This is a genomic window from Shinella sp. NM-101, assembly GCF_021401195.1.
Classification (GTDB): Bacteria; Pseudomonadota; Alphaproteobacteria; order Rhizobiales; family Rhizobiaceae; genus Shinella.
Genome location: NZ_JACBFT010000001.1, coordinates 618,856 through 636,971, shown reverse-complemented (window position 1 = coordinate 636,971; position 18,116 = coordinate 618,856). Strand labels below are relative to the sequence as shown.

The following is an 18,116-nucleotide window of genomic DNA, read 5'->3' as shown; positions in this document are numbered from 1 at the left end:
GGGCCTGTGGCATCGATTCTGGAGGAGTGTCGGACATGACGGATTGGGGCAGCACCGGCAAGGGCAGGATCGCCCTGGTAACGGGTGGCGGAACGGGCATCGGGCTTGCGGTCGCGTGCGGCCTCAGCGCCGAAGGCTACCGGGTCGTCATCACCGGGCGGCGGCTTGCCGTGCTGGAGACCGCGGCTTTGGAGATTTCCGCGAAGACAGGCAATCCCGTCCGCGGCATCGCCTGCGATGTCGGCGACCCGGCGCAGGTGGCGGCGGTGTTTACGGAAGTCGAGCGGGCGTTCGGCCGGCTTGACCTCCTGGTCAACAATGCCGGCACCAACGTCTCGCCGGCGCTTCTCGAGGACATTCCCTTCGAGGAATGGTCGAGCATCCTTGCCGCAAACCTCACGGGCGCGTTCCTCTGCACCCAGCACGCCTTCAGGATCATGAAGGCGCAGAGCCCGCGCGGCGGGCGCATCATCAACAACGGCTCGATCTCCGCGACGACGCCGCGGCCGAATTCCGCCCCCTATACCGCCACGAAGCACGCCATCACCGGGCTCACCAAGTCGACCGCCCTCGACGGGCGCAAGTACGACATCGCCTGCGGCCAGATCGACATCGGCAACGCGGCGACGGACATGACCGAAAGGATGAGTGCCGGCGTGCTCCAGCCGAACGGTGAAATCGCCAGCGAGCCCACCATGCCGGTTTGGCACGTCGCCGACGCCGTCGTCTACATGGCCAGCCTGCCCCTCGACGCCAATGTGCTGACCATGACGGTCATGGCGACGGCGATGCCGTTCGTCGGGCGAGGGTAGGGCGGGGATACTTCCGGCGCATCGGCAGGGCCTGGCTTGAAACGCCAAGCTGTCGCGAGATTCCGCTGGTTTCGGAATTTCCGATAGCGCCATTCTGATTAATGAATTTGCGAAAGCGGCAAAAGCGCGGCACCTTTCCATCCGGGAACAATACCGCTCGAAGCGGACCAAACCGGGAGACTGTCATGAAGCGACTTCTGCATTCCTGCACCGCGCTTACCCTTTCGCTCGCCTTCACCACCGCCGCCATCGCGCAGGAGCCGCTGAAGGAGCTCGGCCCCGGCGAGGGCGAGGTCTCCATCGTCGCCTGGGCCGGCTATATCGAGCGCGGCGAGACGGACAAGGCCTATGACTGGGTCACCGACTTCGAGAAGAAGACGAGCTGCAAGGTGACGGTGAAGACCGCCGCGACCTCGGACGAAATGGTCGCGCTGATGAACGAGGGCGGCTTCGACCTCGTCACCGCCTCGGGCGACGCCTCGCTCCGCCTCGTCGCGGGCAAGCGCGTCCAGCCGATCAACACCGACCTCATCCCGAGCTGGAAGACCATCGACGAGCGCCTGCAGAGCGCGCCCTGGCATACGGTGAACGGCGTTCACTACGGCACGCCCTATCTCTGGGGGCCAAACGTGCTGATGTACAATACCGAGGCCTTCAAGAGCGAGGCGCCGAAGAGCTGGAAGGTCGTCTTCGAGGAGATGACGCTGCCGGACGGCAAGTCGAACAAGGGTCGCGTGCAGGCCTATGACGGCCCGATCCACATCGCGGATGCCGCGCAGTACCTGATGGCGCACAAGCCCGAGCTCGGCATCAAGAACCCCTATGAGCTCAACGAAGACCAGTACAAGGCCGCGCTCGACCTCCTGCGCGTTCAGCGCACGCTCGTCGGCCGCTACTGGCACGACGCGATGATCCAGATCGACGACTTCAAGAACGAAGGCGTCGTCGCCTCCGGTTCCTGGCCCTTCCAGGTCAACCTGATGAAGGCGGAGAACCAGCCCATCGCCTCGACCTTCCCGGAAGAGGGCGTGACGGGCTGGTCGGACACGACCATGCTGCATGCCGAAAGCCAGCATCCGAACTGCGCCTATATGTGGATGGAGCACTCGCTGTCCGCCAAGGTGCAGGGCGACGCGGCCGCCTGGTTCGGCGCCGTTCCCTCGGTTCCGGCCGCCTGCAAGGGCAATGCGCTGCTGACCGACGAGGGCTGCGCGACGAACGGCTTCGACAACTTCGACAAGATCGCCTTCTGGCGCACGCCGACCACCAAGTGCGAAAGCCAGGGCGAATGCGTGCCCTATCACCGCTGGGTTTCCGACTATATCGGCGTGATCGGCGGGCGCTGAGGTTACGGCCTTCCAACCGGGCCGCACGATGCGACGGTGGCCGTATAGAGGCACGCCGATGCCGAACATCCCTTCTCCCCTCGGGGAGAAGGTGGCCCGAAGGGTCGGATGAGGGGCTTTCGCCTCCGGCTCCCCTCATCCCGCTGCCGCGACCTTCTCCCCGCCGGGGAGAGGGGGCAGGACGGCCCCTCACAACATCTATCGACAAGCCGTTCCGCGGAAGATCCGGGGCGTGCGCCGTTCTTCCGCCACGACGACGCCCCGCGATGGACGCCCCCGCCCATCGCCAGGAACCAACCATCGGGAGCTCCCATGACCGCCGTCCTGTTCCAGCAAGTATCCCGCCACTTCGGCGCCGTGCGCGCCGTCGACAGCGTGGACCTCGCCGTCGCCGAGGGCGAGTTCTTCGCCATGCTCGGGCCGTCCGGTTCCGGCAAGACGACCTGCCTTCGCCTGATGGCCGGTTTCGAGCAGCCGACATCAGGCCATATCGAGATCTTCGGCGAGACGGCCGAGGGCGTGCCGCCGTACCGGCGCAACGTCAACACGGTGTTCCAGGACTATGCCCTCTTCCCGCATCTCTCGATCCTCGAGAACGTCGCCTACGGCCTGATGGTCAAGGGTATCGGCAAGGCCGAGCGGCTGAAGGCGGCGGAAGAGGCGCTCGCCATGGTGAAGCTGCCCGGCTACGGCACGCGCCGGCCCGGCCAGCTCTCCGGCGGCCAGCGCCAGCGCGTGGCGCTGGCAAGGGCGCTCGTCAACCGCCCCCGCGTGCTCCTCCTCGACGAACCGCTCGGCGCGCTGGACCTCAAGCTGCGCGAGCAGATGCAGGAGGAGCTGAAATCGCTGCAGAAGTCGCTCGGCATCACCTTCATCTTCGTCACCCACGACCAGGGCGAGGCATTGTCGATGGCGGACCGCATCGCCGTGTTCAACGACGGCAGGATCCAGCAACTCGGCACGCCGGAGGAGGTCTACAAGCGGCCGCAGACGCGTTTCGTCGCGGATTTCGTCGGCTCCTCCAACGTGCTGCCGCCGGATTTCGTCGACGATCTCGGCTTCGGCCGGCGCTATGCGAGCCTGCGGCCCGAAGACATCGTGCTCGGCGACACCGGCGCCGGCCGCAAGCAGTTCGACGGCCGCGTGGTGGCGCGGAGCTTCCTCGGGGCGGCGAACCGGGTGACGGTCGAGGCGGCGGGCGCCCGCATCGCCGCCATGGTGCCGGCGTCCCTTGCCGTGCCGGCCGAGGGCGAGACCGTCACCTTGTCCTTCCTGCCGCAGGACCTGCACACGATGGACGGTGCGCAATGAGCGCGCTCGCCGACAGCACCATCCTCGCGCGCCGGCAGGGCGCTTCCGGGCGGCTTTCGGATTTCTTCTGGCGCAACCCGAAGATTCTGCTGCTGCTGATGCTGACCCCGCCGCTGCTGTGGCTCGGCATCATCTATCTCGGCTCGCTCCTCGCGCTGCTGCTGCAGAGCTTCTTCTCGATCGACGACTTTTCCGGGCTGATCAACTACGAGTTCACGCTCGCCACCTACCGGCAGCTCCTCATTCCCTCGAATTTCGACATCATCCTGCGCACCGTCCTCATGGCCGCGCTGGTGACGCTCGCCTCCGCCGCCATCGCCTTCCCGATCGCCTACTATGCGGCGCGCTATGCGAAGGGCAAATGGAAGGTCATTTTCTATCTCGGGGTCATGCTGCCGCTGTGGTCGAGCTACCTCGTCAAGATCTACGCCTGGAAGCTGATCCTCGCCAAGGAAGGCATCCTCACCTGGTTCTTCGCCAGGCTGCATCTCTCGTGGCTGCTCGATGCATGGCTGTCGCTGCCGGTCGTCGGCGGCTCGTCGCTCTCGATCAGCTATACCGGCACCTTCATCGTCTTCATCTATGTCTGGATGCCCTTCATGATCCTGCCGATCCAGGCCGCGCTGGAGCGCGTGCCGGGCAACCTGATCGAGGCCTCCGCCGACCTCGGCGGCAATCCCGGCCAGACCTTCCGCCATGTGCTGTTTCCCCTGGCGCTGCCCGGCATCATCGCCGGCTCGATCTTCACCTTCTCGCTGACGCTCGGCGACTACATCATCCCGCAGATCATCGGCTCGTCGCGGCTCTTCATCGGCCAGGCCGTCTATGCCCAGCAGGGCACGGCCGGCAACATCCCGCTCGCCGCCGCCTTCTCGGTCGTGCCGATCGTCATCATGGGTCTCTATCTCTGGATGGCCAAGCGACAGGGGGCCTTCGATGCGCTCTGACAAGAACACCTCCGCCCCGCTCGGCCTGAAGATCGCCGCCGGCGCCGGCCTTGCCTTCCTGCACCTGCCGATCCTCCTGATCTTCCTCTACGCCTTCACCACGGAGGAGAAGAGCTACCAGTTCCCGCCGCCGGGCTATACGCTCAAATGGTTCGCTGCCACCTGGAACCGGCCGGACGTGTGGGACGCGCTGGGGCTTTCCGTCCGCGTCGCGTCGATCTCGACGGCAGTCGCCCTGGTGCTCGGCACGCTCTGCGCCGCCGCCGTTTCCCGCACGCGCTTCTTCGGCCGCGAGACGATCTCGCTGCTGGTGATCCTGCCCATCGCGCTGCCCGGCATCATCACCGGCATCGCGCTGCGCTCGGCCTTCTCCTTCGTGGAGATTCCCTTCTCCTTCTGGACCATCGTGCTCGGCCACGCGACCTTCTGCGTCGTGGTCGTCTACAACAATGCCGTCGCCCGCTTCCGCCGCATCTCCGGCTCGCTGATCGAGGCTTCGATGGACCTCGGCGCGGACAGTTTCCAGACGTTCCGCTACGTGATCCTGCCGAATATCGGCACGGCGCTGCTCGCCGGCGGCATGCTCGCCTTCGCGCTGTCCTTCGACGAGGTGATCGTCACCACCTTCACCGCCGGCCAGCAATCCACGCTGCCGATCTGGATGCTTGAAGAATTGGTCCGCCCCCGCCAGCGGCCGGTGACGAATGTCGTCGCCATGGTGGTCGTGCTCGTCACCTTCCTGCCGATCCTCGGCGCCTACTACCTCACCCGCGACGGCGACCAGGTCGCCGGCAGCGGCAAATGAACCCAACGACAAGGGAGAACGTCATGGACACCCAGATGCTGATCGGCTCGCGCTTCGAGGCCGGCACCGAAGCGGAAGAGCATATCCTGAACCCGAAGACCGGCGCCAGGATCATCGACCTGCCGGAGGCCTCCCACGCGCAGATCGACGCCGCCGTCGCCGCCGCCGAAAAGGCCTTCGTCTCCTGGGCGACGACCACGCCCGGCGAGCGCTCCGGCTATCTCCTGCGCATCGCCGACGCCATCGAGAAGGACGCCGACGCCTTCGCCGCGCTCGAATCGCTCAACTGCGGCAAGCCGATCAACGCCGCCCGCAACGACGAACTGCCCGCCATCGTCGACTGCTGGCGCTTCTTCGCCGGGGCCATCCGCTCGCTGCACGCGCCGGTCGCCGCCGAATACCTGCCCGGCTTTACCTCGATGGTGCGCCGCGACCCGGTCGGCATCGTCGGCTCCATCGCGCCGTGGAACTATCCGTTGATGATGATGGCCTGGAAGCTTGCCCCGGCCATTGCCGGCGGCAACACCGTCGTCTTCAAGCCCTCCGAGCAGACGCCGCTGACGGCGCTGAAGATGGCGAAGCTGCTGGCCGAAATCCTGCCGGAAGGCGTCGTCAACATCGTGCTCGGCCGCGGCGAGACGGTCGGCAATGCGCTGATCAACCATCCGAAGATCAACATGGTTTCCATCACCGGCGACGTCGCCACCGGCAAGAAGGTGCTCGCCGCCGCCGCCAAGACGGTCAAGCGCACCCATCTGGAACTCGGCGGCAAGGCCCCGGTCGTCGTCTTCGACGATGCCGATCTCGAAGCGGTCGTCTCAGGCATCCGCACCTTCGGCTACTACAATGCCGGCCAGGACTGCACCGCCGCCTGCCGCATCTATGCGCAGGACGGCATCTACGACAAGCTCGTCGCGGACCTTTCGGCCGCCGTCTCGACCATCAAATACAACGATCCGGACGACACGCAGAACGAAATCGGCCCGCTGATCTCCAAGCGCCAGCGCGACCGCGTGGCGAGTTTCGTCGAGCGCGCCGCCGAGGTGAAGCATATCGAGATCACCGCGGGCGGGCGCCCCGGCAGCGACGACGGCTACTTCTTCCAGCCGACGGTGGTGGCCGGCGCGACGCAGGACGACGAGATCGTGCGCCGCGAGGTCTTTGGCCCGGTCGTCTCCGTCACGCGCTTTTCCGATGCCGATGAGGTCATCGGCTGGGCGAACGACAGCGACTACGGCCTTGCCTCCTCGGTCTGGACGAAGGACATCGGCAAGGCGATGAAGGCGGCCTCCCGCCTGCAATACGGCTGCACCTGGATCAACACCCACTTCATGCTGACCAACGAGATGCCGCATGGCGGCGTCAAGCAATCCGGCTATGGCAAGGACATGTCGATCTACGCGCTGGAGGACTACACCGCCGTCCGCCATGTGATGATCAATCACGGCTGAGCGCGGTCTGCATGGGACGGAACGAGCGCCGTCTGCCCCTTCTCCCCGCAGGTGGGAGAAGGGGGACGTGGCTAGATCTTCCCCCGGCAGGCGATCTGCCGACCGTTGCCGTCCTGCCCTCGTGACATGCCCTGCCGGACAACGGCTTGTGCCCCATGTGACGGAACATTTTTGCCCGCCGCGCGTCTTTCCTCCGATTTCACCGGAGGCACCGCCATGCTGAAATGGGCACTCATTTTCCTCGTCATCTCGCTGATCGCCGGCTTCCTCGGCTTTTCCGGCGTTTCGGCCGCGACGGCCACCATTTCCAAGGTGCTCTTCGTGCTCGCCCTTGTCATCTTCCTCATCTTCCTGGTGCTTGCGGTGATGGCCGGCAGCCTCGCTTTCTGAGCGGGCGTTCCCGGTGGGACGATCTGCCTCGCCTTGCGGCTTGTGCGGGAGGATGAAATCCTGATAAAAGCGTTCATATTATAGAACGCGATCGCACATTCTTCCCATGCACAGACCTTTCCCGCACAGCGCCGACGGGCGGCAGCCGCAAGCCGCCGGGAAAGGCGGCGTGATGGCGCGTTCCGGCATGGCTCCCGCGCCCGTCTTCCGGCCTGACCTGAAGGCGATTTTCACCGGCGCCTTCGCCGCCTGCGGCGAGAAGATGATGCTTTCGTCCGATCTCGGGGACGCCGTGCCGCTTGCCGATTTCCTGGCCGGTGACGGGCTCGACGAGACGCTCGACCGCTACGCCGAAAGCTTCGGTGGCGCCGACAGGCGGGCGGCGGCCTCCTTCTGGTCGCTCTACTATTTCTCGGCGCTGGCGATCCCCTATGTCATCGCCCGGCGCGCGGAGACGGCGCTTCCGATCGCCCTGGATACGATGACGATCGCGCTCGGGGAGGACGGCCTGCCCCGCGCCTTCGGCCTTTCCGGCACGGGCGACTGGAGCGAGGGAGCCGACCTCGTCGACTTCGTCACGCCGCTGGTGGAGCGCCACCTTTCCGGCGTGGTCGCGATCCTCGCCGAAAAGGCCGGCATCTCCCGGCGGCTTGCCTGGAACAACGCGGCCGTCTACATCGACTACGCCTTCAACGCCACCGCCGATTCCACCTCCGAGGATGGCGACCGCTGGCCGGCCCGTCCGCTTTTCGACAGCCCGCGGCTTGCCGACGGCAGCCGCAATCCTTTCCATGGATGCCTTCGCCACGAGAGGGAAGGGGAGGTTGTCCACTGCCGTCGCAAGGTCTGCTGCCTGCGCCACAAGCTGCCCGGCATCGCGGGCTGCGGCGAACTCTGCGCCCTGCCCGAACTGAGGAAGCAATGACGAAACGCCTTTTCACCGTCCTCGCCACCCTCATCCTGCTGGTGGCCGGCTCCGCCCGCGCGCAGGAACACTATCCGCTGACGGTGACGGACGCGTTCGGGCGCGAGGTCACCATCCCGGCCGAGCCGAAGGCCATCCTGCTCGGCACCGGCCTCGACCTCGTGGCGCTCTCCCTCATCCATCCCGACCCGGTGAGCCTGCTTGCCGGCTGGGCGGGCGACATGAAGAACGACACGGCGGGCCTCTATCCGCGCTTCAAGGAGAAATTTCCCGCCATCGCGGACGTGCCCGTCATCGGCGACGGCATCACGGTTTCCTTCGAGGCGCTCCTGTCGCTCAACGCGGACCTTGCCATCCTCGCCAACTGGCAGGCGGACACCGACACGGGCAGGCAGGCGATCGCCTTCCTCGAACAGGCCCGCGTTCCGGTCGTGGTGGTGGATTTCAACAGCGATGCGCTGAAAAACACTGCGGCCAACATGCGCTTCCTCGGCAAGATACTGAACCGGGAGGACCAGGCGAATGCCTTCGCCGATTTCTACGAGGGGCGCGTCAATCGCCTTCGCGAAAGCGCGGCCGCCCATCCCGAACCCGGTCCCAGCGTCTTCATGGACGGGCTGCCCAATCCCGAGAAGTGCTGTTTCGCCTTCGGCACGGGGGGCCTTGGCGAGTTCCTCGCCGTCACCGGCAGCCGCAACATCGCCGAGGCGCTGCCGAAACAGGGCGGCAGCGTCAGCGCGGAATTCATCGTGGCAGCCGACCCGGACGCCTATATCGCGACGGGCCTGCCGGACGGCGCCTATACGTCGCTTACCATCGGCCCCGGGGTCGATCCGCAGGCGGCGAAGGCCTCGCTGGCGCGCATCGTCGCGAACCCGCCGCTCGCCAGCCTGCGGGCGGTGCGCGAGGGGCGCGTCCATGGCCTGTGGAACTATTTCAACGCCGTGCCGCTCAACATCCTCGCCGCGGAAGCCTTCGCCCGCTGGCTGCGTCCCGACGTCTTTTCCGGCGTCGACCCTGCGGCGACGCTGAAGGAAATCAACGACCGCTTCGCCGCCGTGCCCTTCGACGGCGCCTACTGGATCGACCTCAAGGCAAATTGACCCGGCTTGCCCTTCCGGGCGCGCGCCACGCAGGCTATACAATGTCCAGGAGGACCTGAATGATCTGGGCATTTGCGGTCGCGGCAGCGGCTACTCTCTATCTCGCACTGCGTTTCCGGCGTTTCCAAAGCTGGGTCGAACCCGTCCTCACCATCACGGTTGCCATCGGCCTTGCCGCGGCGATCCTGATCTGGTTCGTCGAGGATCGCGCGCCGTCCGAAGGACCGGTAACGTCGAATACGGCAACGCCGGCGCTCACCGTCGACAGCGTCGACCTCTCGGACATGCAGGCAAGCGCCGGCCAGACGAAGACAAGCTATCGCGTCACCGGCCATGTCACCAACAAGGGCAGCGCACCCATGCAGTCCTTCCGTCTCGACGTCGTGCTCTCCGACTGCCCGAGCGGCGCCTGCCGGGAGGCCGGCCGCGACAGCGCGCTCGTCGTGCTGCGCGTGCTGCCGGGCGAAACCCAGCCCTTCAGCACCTTCGCGGTCTTTCCCGGCATAGACCTCAACCCCGTGACGACGCCGCAATTCGACTTCGGCGTGCGCGAGGTGCGGGCCGCCGGCCGCTAGAGGGACGCCAGCACTTCGCCGGTCCGCCACACCGCGGCGAATTCGTGCCGCAGCGTCGCGACATGGGCGCGGTGGATCTCCTCCGCCGGGACGGTCCCGCCCTTGCCGTCCGGCAGGTCGAAGCAATCGCAGGCATCCTCGACGAGAATCACCCGGTAGCCGAGGTTCGACCCGACGCGCACGCTGGTGGAAACGCACATGTCCGTCGATATGCCGAACAGCACGACCGTATCGGTTCCGAGACGGCGCAGGCGCAGATCGAGGTCGGTGCCGATGAAGGCGGCGTTGACGCTTTTCGTGACCAGCGGTTCGCCCGCCTTCGGCTCGAAGCCGGGGCGAAGCGCATTGCCCGGCGCCTCGGGGCGCAGCGTGGAGCCTGGCTCGACGCTGTCGTGGCGCACATGGATGATCGGACGCCCGGCGGCGCGCCAGGCGGTGACGAGCGCAAGGCCGTTCTCGTCCAGCCTGTCGTTCCAGCGCCGCGGCCAGGGTGTGGCGTCGAAGGCCCGCTGCATGTCGATGGGGATCAGGACGGCGTTTTCCGGTATGGTCGGCATCGGTCTCTCCTTGAAGCGATGACCGACGGATAGTTGCTTTTCCGTCCGGTTTCGCGCAGCAAGGTGACGGAACGCCGGACGATCGTCCGGAAACAAGGAGAAATCTCCGGATGGACGAACTGGACGAGAAGGATGGGCTGCTGCTTGCCGCGCTGCGCGCCGATGCCCGCCAGAGCCTCGTGGAACTGGCGCGCCGCGCCGGGCTTTCCCGCAGCGCGGTGCATGAGCGCATCCGGCGGCTGGAGGCGAGGGGCGTGATCGCCGGCTATACGGTGAAGCTCGGCATCGACAGGGCGCGGCCGGGCGTCGAGGCGCTGGTCGCCGTCGGTTTCCAGCAGGGGCGCAACTGCGATCACATCGTGCCGCACATAACCGGTATTCCCGAGGTCGTGACCTGCTGGTCGCTCGCCGGGCCGACCGACCTGATGCTGCTCGTCGAATGCGCGTCCAACGCCGCGCTCGACACGGTGCGCCGCCAGATCGCGACGACGCCGGGCATCGCGACCGTGCAGACGCACGTTTCGCTGCGCACCCATTTCGACCGTCGCGGCTAGAAATAGATCCTGAACTTCTCGCGCACCGCCCGGTCCGTCGCGAAATCGAAGAGGGGGCCGCCGGCTTCGGCGAGGATGCGGTTCTTGCGCTCGATCGCCTTCTGCACGAGGTCCGGGCGGCCGATTTCGGCCCATTCCTTCGGGCTCGTGCGGTCGGCGACTGCGGGGTAGATGTATTCCGTCTGCATCAGCGACAGGGTCTGCGGGTCGCCGAGATAATGGCCGGGGCCGTCGAGGCAGACGGAGCGCATGGTCTCCAGCGAGACCGAATCCTCCGTCACGTCGATGCCGCGCACGCAGCGCTGCACCTGGCCGAGCAGGTCGTCGCCGAGCACGAGGCTTTCGAGGCAGAAGCCGAGCAGCGAGGCGTGCATGCCGACCGCCTCGTAGACCATGTTGAGGCCGGAAAGGCCGGCCATGACGTTGGAGATCGCCTGTTCCCAGCCGGCCTGCATGTCGGGCAGCTTGGAATCGGCGATGCCGGCGGCGGCCCCGCCCGGCAGGCGGTAGAACTGGTGCATCTGGGCGCAGCCGGCCGTCAGCAGCGCCTGCTCGCCCGAGCCGCCGGACATGGCGCCGGTCCTGAGGTCGGAGACGAAGGGCCAGGTGCCGAAGATCGCGGGATGGCCGGGCGCCATGGCGTTGACGTAGACGACACCGGCAAGACACTCGGCGACCGCCTGCACGATGGCGGTGGCGAGCGGCGCGGGTGCCGTGGCGCCCGCCTGTCCGGCCGACAGCAGCAGGATCGGCATGCCGGCGCGGATGCAGGCCTCCATGGTGATGCAGCTTTCCTCCGCGAACTTCATCGGCGGTACGACGAAGCAGTTGGAATTCGACACGAAGGGGCGCTCGCGCCACTTGTCCTGGCCGCCCGCCATCATGTGGATGAGGTCGAAGCAGCCGGCGACGTGCGAGGGATCGGAAAAGCTGGTGCCGACATGCTTGGACGTGCCGGCGCAGCAGCCGTAGAGCGTGTTGATGTCCATCAGGAAATTGTCGGGCACGTCGCGGCAGACCATCGCCCGCTGGAAGAAGTGCACGTTGTCGAGGTGATGGACGAGCTGGGCGGCGTTGTAGAGGTCCCTGGCGGTCGATTCGCGGTATTCGCGCTTCTCGACGTCGACGATATGCACCGCCGCGCCGGCCGTGCCGTAATAGACGCGGGTGCCGGAGAGTTCGAGGTCGTATCTCGGATCGCGGCCGTGAAGCGTGATGTCGCGTGCGGCGAGCGCCAGCATGTCCTCCACCAGCGCACGGGGGAAGCGGATGCGGCCGTCCTCGCCGAGGATGGCGCCCGCGCCGGTCATGATCTCGACGCCGGATTTCGGGGCGTTGGCGAGGCCGATATTCTCCAGCGCATCCAGCGCCGCCTCGTGGATGCGGCGCACGCCCGCCTCCGTCAGCGGCTTGTACTGGCCGCCCGACAGGCCGGGGCGCACGGGGCGGACATTTTCCGCAAGCGGCGCGGCGCGCATGGCGACGCGCGCGGCGCGGCCGCCGGATCTGCGCGACAAGACCGCCTGTTCACTCATGATCGGTCTCCCCCGCACCGGCGGCAAGCATCCGGTTGATCTCGTCCCCCGACGCGGCGGCGGACAATTTCGCGAAGCTGCCGTCCCTGACGATGGCCTCCATCTGCTCGGCGATGGCCGCGTGGGTGACGCGGGCGATCGTCGAGCCGAGGGAGATGCGCCGTACGCCGATGGCGGCCAACTGCGGCACGGTGAGCTGGCGCAGCGGTCCGGCGGCAAGCGCGTTGACCGGCCTCGACACCGACTGCACGACGCGGCGCAATTCCGCCTCGCCGGGCGGCACCGGGACATAGAGGAGGTCCGCGCCGGCCGCCTCGAAGGCCTGGATGCGGCGGATGGCCTCGTCAAGATCGTAGACGCCGTTCATCACGCCGTCGGCGCGGGCGCACAGGATGAAGGGCCGGCCGAGCGAGCGGGCGGCGTCGGCGGCGGCGCGGATGCGCTCGACGGCGAGGTCGAAGTCATAGGCCGGGTTGCCGTCCACCATCTGCGTGTCTTCGATCGAGCAGCCGGAAAGGCCGGCCTCGGCGGCGAGGCGGATGGTCTCGGCCACATCATCCGGTGCATCGGCAAAGCCGTTCTCGAAATCGCCGGAGACGGGCAGGGGCGTGGCGCGCACGATGTCCTCGGCGTGTTTCAGCATCTCCTCGCGCGTCACGCGGCCCATGTCGGGCCGGCCGAGCGTGAAGGCGAAGCCGGCGGAGGTGGTGGCGAGCGCCACGGCGCCGGAGGCCGCCATCATGCGGGCGGAGCCCATATCCCAGGGATTGGGGATGACGAAGCAGCCAGACTGGTGAAGGTCGTGGAAGCGCTGGTGGCGTTCGGCGAGGTTGCTCATGCCCGTACCCTTTCGGCCTTCGGATCATACATGGGCACGAGCGAGGCTTCCGCCTTCACGCGCACGCCGGCGATCTCGATCTCGTAGCGGGAGGCCAGCACATCCGCCTCGCTCTCGCCTTGGCAGGGCACGTAGCCCATGCCGATGGCGCCGCCGAGGTGGTGGCCGTAATTGCCCGAGGTGATGGTCGAGACGATCCTGCCGTCGCGCACCAGCGCCTCGTTGTGGAAGAGCAGGGGCTCGGGATCGGTGAGGCGGAACTGCACCATGCGGCGCTTCAACCCTTCCTCCTGCCTGCGCAGAACCGCATCTCGGCCGATGAACTCGCCCTTCTTCGTGCGCACGGCAAAGCCGAGGCCGGCTTCCAGCACATGATCCTCGTCGGTGATGTCGTGGCCGAAATGGCGGAAGGCCTTTTCGATGCGGCAACTGTCGAGCGTGTGCAGGCCGCAGAGTTTCAGCCCCACATCGGCCCCGGCTTCCTCCAGCGCCTCGAAGACATGGGCGGTCTGGTCTGTGGAGACGTAAAGCTCCCAGCCGAGCTCGCCGACATAGGTGACGCGGTGCGCGCGGGCGAGGCCCATGCCGATCTCGATCTCGCGGGCCGTCGCGAAAGGGTGGTGAGCGTTGGAGAAGTCGTTGGGGCTGACCTTCTGCATGAGGTCGCGCGCCTTCGGTCCCATGACACAGAGCACGCTTTCAGCCGCCGTGACATCGGTGATGACGACGAACTCGTCCGCAAGGTGCCTGCGAAGCCAGGCAAGGTCGCGCTGAAGCGTCGCGCCGGGCACGACGAGGAAGAAGGCGGTCTGCGAAAGGCGCGTCACCGTCAGGTCGCTCTCGATGCCGCCGCGGGCGTTGAGCATCTGGGTGTAGACGATCCTGCCGGGGGCGACGTCCATCTGGTTGGCGCAGAGCCTTTGCAGGAAGGCGAGCGCATCGCGGCCTTCCACACGGATCTTGCCGAAGGACGTCATGTCGAAGAGACCGACGCCGTTGCGGACGGCAAGATGCTCTTCCTTCTGGTTCTCGAACCAGTTCTGCCGCTTCCACGAATAGCGGTATTCCCGCTCCTGGCCTTCTTTGGCGAACCAGTTGGCGCGCTCCCAGCCGGCGACCTCGCCGAAGACCGCGCCGCGCGCCTTCAGGTGCTCGTGCAGCGGCGAGCGGCGCACGCCGCGCGCGGTCGCCATCTGGCGATAGGGGAAGTGGTCGGCATAGAGCAGGCCGAGCGTCTCGGAGACGCGGTCCTTGAGATAGGCGCGGTTCTTCTGGAACGGCTGGGCGCGGCGGATATCCACTTCCCAGAGGTCGAAGGGTGGCTCGCCGTCGTTCATCCACTGGGCGAGCGCCATGCCCGCGCCGCCGGAGGAGACGATGCCGATGGAATTGTAGCCGGCGGCGACCCAGTAGCCCTTCAGCTCCGGCGCTTCGCCGAGATAGTAGCGGTCGTCCGGCGTGAAGCTTTCCGGGCCGTTGAAGAAGGTGTGGATGCCGGCGGTTTCCAGCATCGGCATGCGGTTGATGGCGTTTTCGAGGATCGGCTGGAAATGGTCGAAATCCTCCGGCAGCTGGTCGAAGCAGAAGTCCTCGCTGATGCCGTCCATGCCCCAGGGCTTGGCCTTCAATTCGAAGGCGCCGATCAGCATCTTGCCGGCGTCCTCCTTGTAGTAGGTGCATTCGTCCGGCACGCGCAGCACCGGCAGGCGCGCAAGATTCGGGATCGGCTCGGTGACGATGTAGAAATGCTCGCAGGCATGCAGCGGCAGCGTGACGCCCGACATGTCGGCGAGCGTGCGCCCCCACATGCCGGCGGCGTTGACGACGTTCTCCGTCTCGATGGTGAAGGTCTCGCCGTTCTGCTCGCAGGCAACGCCCGTCACGCGCCCGTCCTTCGTCAGCACCGAGGTCACCTTGACGCCCTCGATGACCGTCGCCCCGTTCTGCCGCGCGCCTTTCGCCAAGGCCATGGCGATATTGGCCGGGTCGCACTGGCCGTCGAGCGGCAGGTGCACCGCCGCCTTCACATCCGCCGTGTTGAGATGCGGATAGAGCCCCTTCACCTCGTCGACGGTGATCTCACGCACGTCGATATCGAAGGCGCGGGCGAGCGAGGCCTGGCGGTAGATTTCCTCCTTACGCTCCTCGGTCAGCGCCACGGTCATCGAGCCGCACTGGCGCATGCCGGTGCCGATGCCGGTCTCGGCTTCCAGCTTGACATAGAGGTCGGCGGAATATTTCGCGAGGCGCGTCATGTTCTGCGAGGCGCGGAGCTGGCCGATGAGGCCGGCGGCGTGCCATGTCGTGCCTGATGTGAGCTGCTTGCGCTCCAGCAGCACCACGTCCGTCCAGCCGAGCTTGGCGAGGTGATAGGCGACCGAGCAGCCGGAGACGCCGCCGCCGATGATAACGGCTCTCGCCTTCGAAGGGATGGGCTTCGTCATGCGCGCAGTCTTTCATTGTTGGGATCGAAGAGCGGACCGTCCGGCTGGACGATCGCCTTGAAGCGGTCGCCGTAGATTTCCACCTCGACTTCCGTGCCCGGCACGGCGAGGTCGGCGCTGAGCATGCCGAGCGCGATGGATTTTCCGACACGATAACCCCAGTTGCCGGACGTCGTCTCGCCGACGACCTTGCCGCCGTGCCAGAGCGTCGACATGTAGGGCGCGTCGCATTCGCCGGCCTCCACCGTCAGCAGCACGAAACGCTTGGTGACGCCCTGCTGCCTCTCGCGCTCCAGCGCCGGCTTGCCCTTGAAGTCGGGCTTGGTCCAGTCGACGAAGCGGTCGAGGCCGCCCTGCAGGATCGTGTAGTCGGTCGAAAGGTCGCCCTTCCACGCGCGATACCCCTTCTCGATGCGCAGGCTGTCCAGCGCCTCCATGCCGAAGGGCTTGAGGCCATGCTTCTGCCCCGCCGCCCAGACGGCGTCGAAGATGGCGGCGGTGTCCTCGATCTTCGTGTGGATTTCCCAGCCGAGTTCGCCGGCGAAGGAGACGCGCACGAGCTGGCACCAGTGGCCGGCGATTTGCGCGGGCTGATGCGTCAGCCAGCCCTTGGCAAGGTCGGCGTCGGATACTTCGGCGAGGATGGCGCGGGAGTTCGGGCCAGAGAGGATCTGGCAGGAGAAATTGTCCGTCACGTCGTCGATGGTGAAGGCGGCATCCTTGGGACGGTGCTTCGTCAGCCATTCGAAATCGTGCCACTGCGCGGTCGCGGCGGTGATGAGGAAGAAAAAGTCCTCGTCCAGCATCATGACGGACATTTCCGTGACGATGCGGCCCTTGTCGTCGGCGAAATAGGCGAGGCCAATGCGGCCCGGCTTCGGCAACTTGCCGGTGATGAGCGAGGAAAGCCACACCGTCGCACCTTGTCCCTTCACGCGGAAGCGCGAGAAGCCGGGAAGGTCGAGGATGCCCGCGGTCTCGGTGACGGCGCGGCACTCCGCCTCGATGCGCGGACGCCACGGCCCTTCGCGGTTCCAGGTCTGCGTCGCCTCTTCCGAAAGGTCGTCGCCGGATTTCGCATACCACATGGCGCGCTCCCAGCCGTTATAGGGCTTGAACTGGCCCCCAAGCGCCTTGATGCGGTCGTGGATCGGCGACAGCTTCCTGTTCCGCCCGGCCGGCCATGCATGCTTGGGGAAGTGCATCGCATATTCGTGGCCGTAGATTTCCATGCCCTTTGCGATGCAATAGTCCTTGTCGGCGGCGAAGCTCGTATAGCGGCGCGGGTCGCAGGACCACATGTTCCATTCCGTCTCGCCTTCCGTCACCCATTCCGCCAGCACCTTGCCGGCCCCGCCCGCCTGGCAGATGCCGAAGGTGAAGACGCAGGCCTCGAAGGCATTCGGAACGCCTGGCATCGGGCCGATCAGCGGGTTACCATCAGGCGCATAGGGGATGGGGCCGTTGATCATGCGCGACAAGCCCGCCGTGCCGAGGATCGGCACACGCTCGACGGCGTCGTTCAGATACCATTCGAGGCGGTCGAGATCGTCCGGGAAGAGCTGGAAGGAGAAGTCGTCCGGCATCGGATCATCAGGCGTCACCCAATGCGCCTTGCAGTTCCGCTCGTAGGGGCCGAGATTCATGCCCGTCTTCTCCTGACGGAGATAATAGGAGCTGTCGACGTCACGCAGCAGCGGCAGCTTGTGGCCGGCCTCCTTCGACCATGCGGCAAGCTCGGGGATTTCCTCGAAGAGGATGTACTGATGGCTCATCACCATCATCGGCACGTCGCGCCCGAACCAGTTCCCCACCTCGCGGGCATAATACCCGGCCGCATTGACCACCTTCTCGCAGCGGATCTCGCCCTGCGGCGTGGAGATCACCCATTCCTCGCCCTCGAGCCGCGCGCCGGTGGCGGGGCAGAAGCGGAAGATCTTCGCGCCCATGTCGCGCGCGCCTTTCGCCAGCGCCTGCGTCAGCTGCGCGGGGTCGATGTCGCCGTCATAGGGATCGTAGAGCGCGCCGGTGAGGTCGTGGGTTTCGAGGAATGGATATTTGCCGCGCATCTCGTCGGGCGAGAGTATGTCGAGGTCCATGCCCTGGTAGCGGCCCATGCCGACGACGCGCTTGAATTCCTGCAGCCGTTCCTTCGAATGGCCGAGGCGGATGGAGCCGGTGACGTGGTAGTTCATGGGATAATCGACCAGCGCCCCCAGCTCGCGGTAGAGCGAGGCGGAATAGCGCTGCATGTTCATGATCGACCAGGAGGAGGAGAAGGTCGGCACGTTGCCGGCGGCATGCCATGTCGAGCCGGCGGTCAGCTCGTTCTTTTCGAGCAGCACGCAATCGGTCCATCCGGCCTTGGCCAGATGATAGAGCGCGGATGCGCCGACGGCGCCTCCGCCGATGATGACGACACGGGCATGGCTTGGCAATGCGGACATTCTCGCTCCCCTTCTTCGCCCCGGATTTTTGGCCACCAAAGCACCGGGCGGCAAGGGGAGGAATTCGCTTTATTAA

Annotated in this window: 16 protein-coding genes; 11 read left to right on the top strand and 5 right to left on the bottom strand. The window is 66.4% G+C overall.

The window, feature by feature from the left end:
• Positions 1-35: 35 nt before the first annotated feature.
• The 10 genes from L0976_RS03035 to L0976_RS02990 all read left to right on the top strand — a co-directional run bounded on the left by L0976_RS03035 (position 36) and on the right by L0976_RS02990 (position 9,665).
• Entirely contained in the window at positions 36-812 is a 777-nt protein-coding gene (locus tag L0976_RS03035; protein WP_234186038.1) for an SDR family oxidoreductase, read from the top strand.
• 185 nt (positions 813-997) lie between these two features.
• A complete protein-coding gene (locus L0976_RS03030; protein WP_234186037.1) occupies positions 998-2,158 on the top strand; it encodes an ABC transporter substrate-binding protein in 1,161 nt (386 codons plus the stop codon).
• A gap of 312 nt (positions 2,159-2,470) precedes the next feature.
• Complete coding sequence (locus L0976_RS03025) at positions 2,471-3,469, top strand: ABC transporter ATP-binding protein (protein ID WP_234186036.1); 999 nt, start codon at positions 2,471-2,473, stop codon at positions 3,467-3,469.
• Positions 3,466-4,416: an ABC transporter permease gene (locus L0976_RS03020; protein ID WP_234186035.1), complete on the top strand. Its 951-nt coding sequence runs from the start codon at positions 3,466-3,468 to the stop codon at positions 4,414-4,416. The genes L0976_RS03025 and L0976_RS03020 overlap by 4 nt, the downstream gene beginning before the upstream one ends.
• Entirely contained in the window at positions 4,406-5,221 is an 816-nt protein-coding gene (locus tag L0976_RS03015; protein ID WP_234186034.1) for an ABC transporter permease, read from the top strand. The genes L0976_RS03020 and L0976_RS03015 overlap by 11 nt, the downstream gene beginning before the upstream one ends.
• Positions 5,222-5,244: 23 nt before the next feature.
• On the top strand, positions 5,245-6,672 hold the full coding sequence (locus L0976_RS03010) for a gamma-aminobutyraldehyde dehydrogenase (protein ID WP_234186033.1): 1,428 nt from the start codon (positions 5,245-5,247) through the stop codon (positions 6,670-6,672).
• A gap of 216 nt (positions 6,673-6,888) precedes the next feature.
• Positions 6,889-7,062, top strand: coding sequence for a DUF1328 domain-containing protein (locus L0976_RS03005; protein WP_203319410.1), 174 nt, complete (start codon positions 6,889-6,891; stop codon positions 7,060-7,062).
• A gap of 172 nt (positions 7,063-7,234) precedes the next feature.
• A complete protein-coding gene (fhuF, locus tag L0976_RS03000) occupies positions 7,235-7,987 on the top strand; it encodes a siderophore-iron reductase FhuF (RefSeq protein WP_234186208.1) in 753 nt (250 codons plus the stop codon).
• The gene (locus L0976_RS02995) at positions 7,984-9,090 is read left to right on the top strand and encodes an ABC transporter substrate-binding protein (RefSeq protein WP_234186032.1); all 1,107 of its coding nucleotides are present in this window, start codon (positions 7,984-7,986) and stop codon (positions 9,088-9,090) included. The genes fhuF and L0976_RS02995 overlap by 4 nt, the downstream gene beginning before the upstream one ends.
• A 59-nt stretch (positions 9,091-9,149) precedes the next feature.
• Positions 9,150-9,665, top strand: coding sequence for a hypothetical protein (locus L0976_RS02990; protein WP_203319408.1), 516 nt, complete (start codon positions 9,150-9,152; stop codon positions 9,663-9,665).
• Here L0976_RS02990 and L0976_RS02985 read toward each other — a convergent pair.
• Positions 9,662-10,222: a cysteine hydrolase family protein gene (locus L0976_RS02985; RefSeq protein ID WP_234186031.1), complete on the bottom strand. Its 561-nt coding sequence runs from the start codon at positions 10,220-10,222 to the stop codon at positions 9,662-9,664. The two genes, L0976_RS02990 and L0976_RS02985, sit on opposite strands and share 4 nt — an antisense overlap.
• Positions 10,223-10,332: 110 nt before the next feature.
• Here L0976_RS02985 and L0976_RS02980 point away from each other — a divergent pair, with 110 nt between their 5' ends.
• The gene (locus tag L0976_RS02980) at positions 10,333-10,776 is read left to right on the top strand and encodes an Lrp/AsnC family transcriptional regulator (RefSeq protein WP_234186030.1); all 444 of its coding nucleotides are present in this window, start codon (positions 10,333-10,335) and stop codon (positions 10,774-10,776) included.
• Here L0976_RS02980 and L0976_RS02975 read toward each other — a convergent pair.
• The 4 genes from L0976_RS02975 to L0976_RS02960 are packed head-to-tail and all read right to left on the bottom strand — an operon-like array spanning position 10,773 to position 18,040.
• On the bottom strand, positions 10,773-12,311 hold the full coding sequence (locus L0976_RS02975; protein WP_234186029.1) for a trimethylamine methyltransferase family protein: 1,539 nt from the start codon (positions 12,309-12,311) through the stop codon (positions 10,773-10,775). The two genes, L0976_RS02980 and L0976_RS02975, sit on opposite strands and share 4 nt — an antisense overlap.
• Positions 12,304-13,149 (bottom strand): oxaloacetate decarboxylase, encoded by an 846-nt coding sequence (locus L0976_RS02970; RefSeq protein WP_203319404.1) that lies wholly within the window; start codon positions 13,147-13,149, stop codon positions 12,304-12,306. Before L0976_RS02970 ends, L0976_RS02975 begins: the two co-directional genes overlap by 8 nt.
• Complete coding sequence (locus L0976_RS02965; RefSeq protein WP_234186028.1) at positions 13,146-15,593, bottom strand: FAD-dependent oxidoreductase; 2,448 nt, start codon at positions 15,591-15,593, stop codon at positions 13,146-13,148. The genes L0976_RS02970 and L0976_RS02965 overlap by 4 nt, the downstream gene beginning before the upstream one ends.
• Positions 15,590-18,040: an FAD-dependent oxidoreductase gene (locus L0976_RS02960; protein WP_234186027.1), complete on the bottom strand. Its 2,451-nt coding sequence runs from the start codon at positions 18,038-18,040 to the stop codon at positions 15,590-15,592. Before L0976_RS02960 ends, L0976_RS02965 begins: the two co-directional genes overlap by 4 nt.
• Positions 18,041-18,116: the final 76 nt, after the last annotated feature.

Coding starts and splice junctions, on each gene's coding strand:
- L0976_RS03035 (WP_234186038.1), top strand. CDS start 36: ATGACGGATTGGGGCAGCACCGGCAAGGGCAGGATCGCCCTGGTAACG.
- L0976_RS03010 (WP_234186033.1), top strand. CDS start 5,245: ATGGACACCCAGATGCTGATCGGCTCGCGCTTCGAGGCCGGCACCGAA.
- L0976_RS03025 (WP_234186036.1), top strand. CDS start 2,471: ATGACCGCCGTCCTGTTCCAGCAAGTATCCCGCCACTTCGGCGCCGTG.
- L0976_RS02985 (WP_234186031.1), bottom strand. CDS start 10,222: ATGCCGACCATACCGGAAAACGCCGTCCTGATCCCCATCGACATGCAG.
- L0976_RS03020 (WP_234186035.1), top strand. CDS start 3,466: ATGAGCGCGCTCGCCGACAGCACCATCCTCGCGCGCCGGCAGGGCGCT.
- L0976_RS02995 (WP_234186032.1), top strand. CDS start 7,984: ATGACGAAACGCCTTTTCACCGTCCTCGCCACCCTCATCCTGCTGGTG.
- L0976_RS02970 (WP_203319404.1), bottom strand. CDS start 13,149: ATGAGCAACCTCGCCGAACGCCACCAGCGCTTCCACGACCTTCACCAG.
- L0976_RS02975 (WP_234186029.1), bottom strand. CDS start 12,311: ATGAGTGAACAGGCGGTCTTGTCGCGCAGATCCGGCGGCCGCGCCGCG.
- L0976_RS02960 (WP_234186027.1), bottom strand. CDS start 18,040: ATGTCCGCATTGCCAAGCCATGCCCGTGTCGTCATCATCGGCGGAGGC.
- L0976_RS02990 (WP_203319408.1), top strand. CDS start 9,150: ATGATCTGGGCATTTGCGGTCGCGGCAGCGGCTACTCTCTATCTCGCA.
- L0976_RS02980 (WP_234186030.1), top strand. CDS start 10,333: ATGGACGAACTGGACGAGAAGGATGGGCTGCTGCTTGCCGCGCTGCGC.
- L0976_RS03030 (WP_234186037.1), top strand. CDS start 998: ATGAAGCGACTTCTGCATTCCTGCACCGCGCTTACCCTTTCGCTCGCC.
- L0976_RS03005 (WP_203319410.1), top strand. CDS start 6,889: ATGCTGAAATGGGCACTCATTTTCCTCGTCATCTCGCTGATCGCCGGC.
- fhuF (WP_234186208.1), top strand. CDS start 7,235: ATGGCGCGTTCCGGCATGGCTCCCGCGCCCGTCTTCCGGCCTGACCTG.
- L0976_RS03015 (WP_234186034.1), top strand. CDS start 4,406: ATGCGCTCTGACAAGAACACCTCCGCCCCGCTCGGCCTGAAGATCGCC.
- L0976_RS02965 (WP_234186028.1), bottom strand. CDS start 15,593: ATGACGAAGCCCATCCCTTCGAAGGCGAGAGCCGTTATCATCGGCGGC.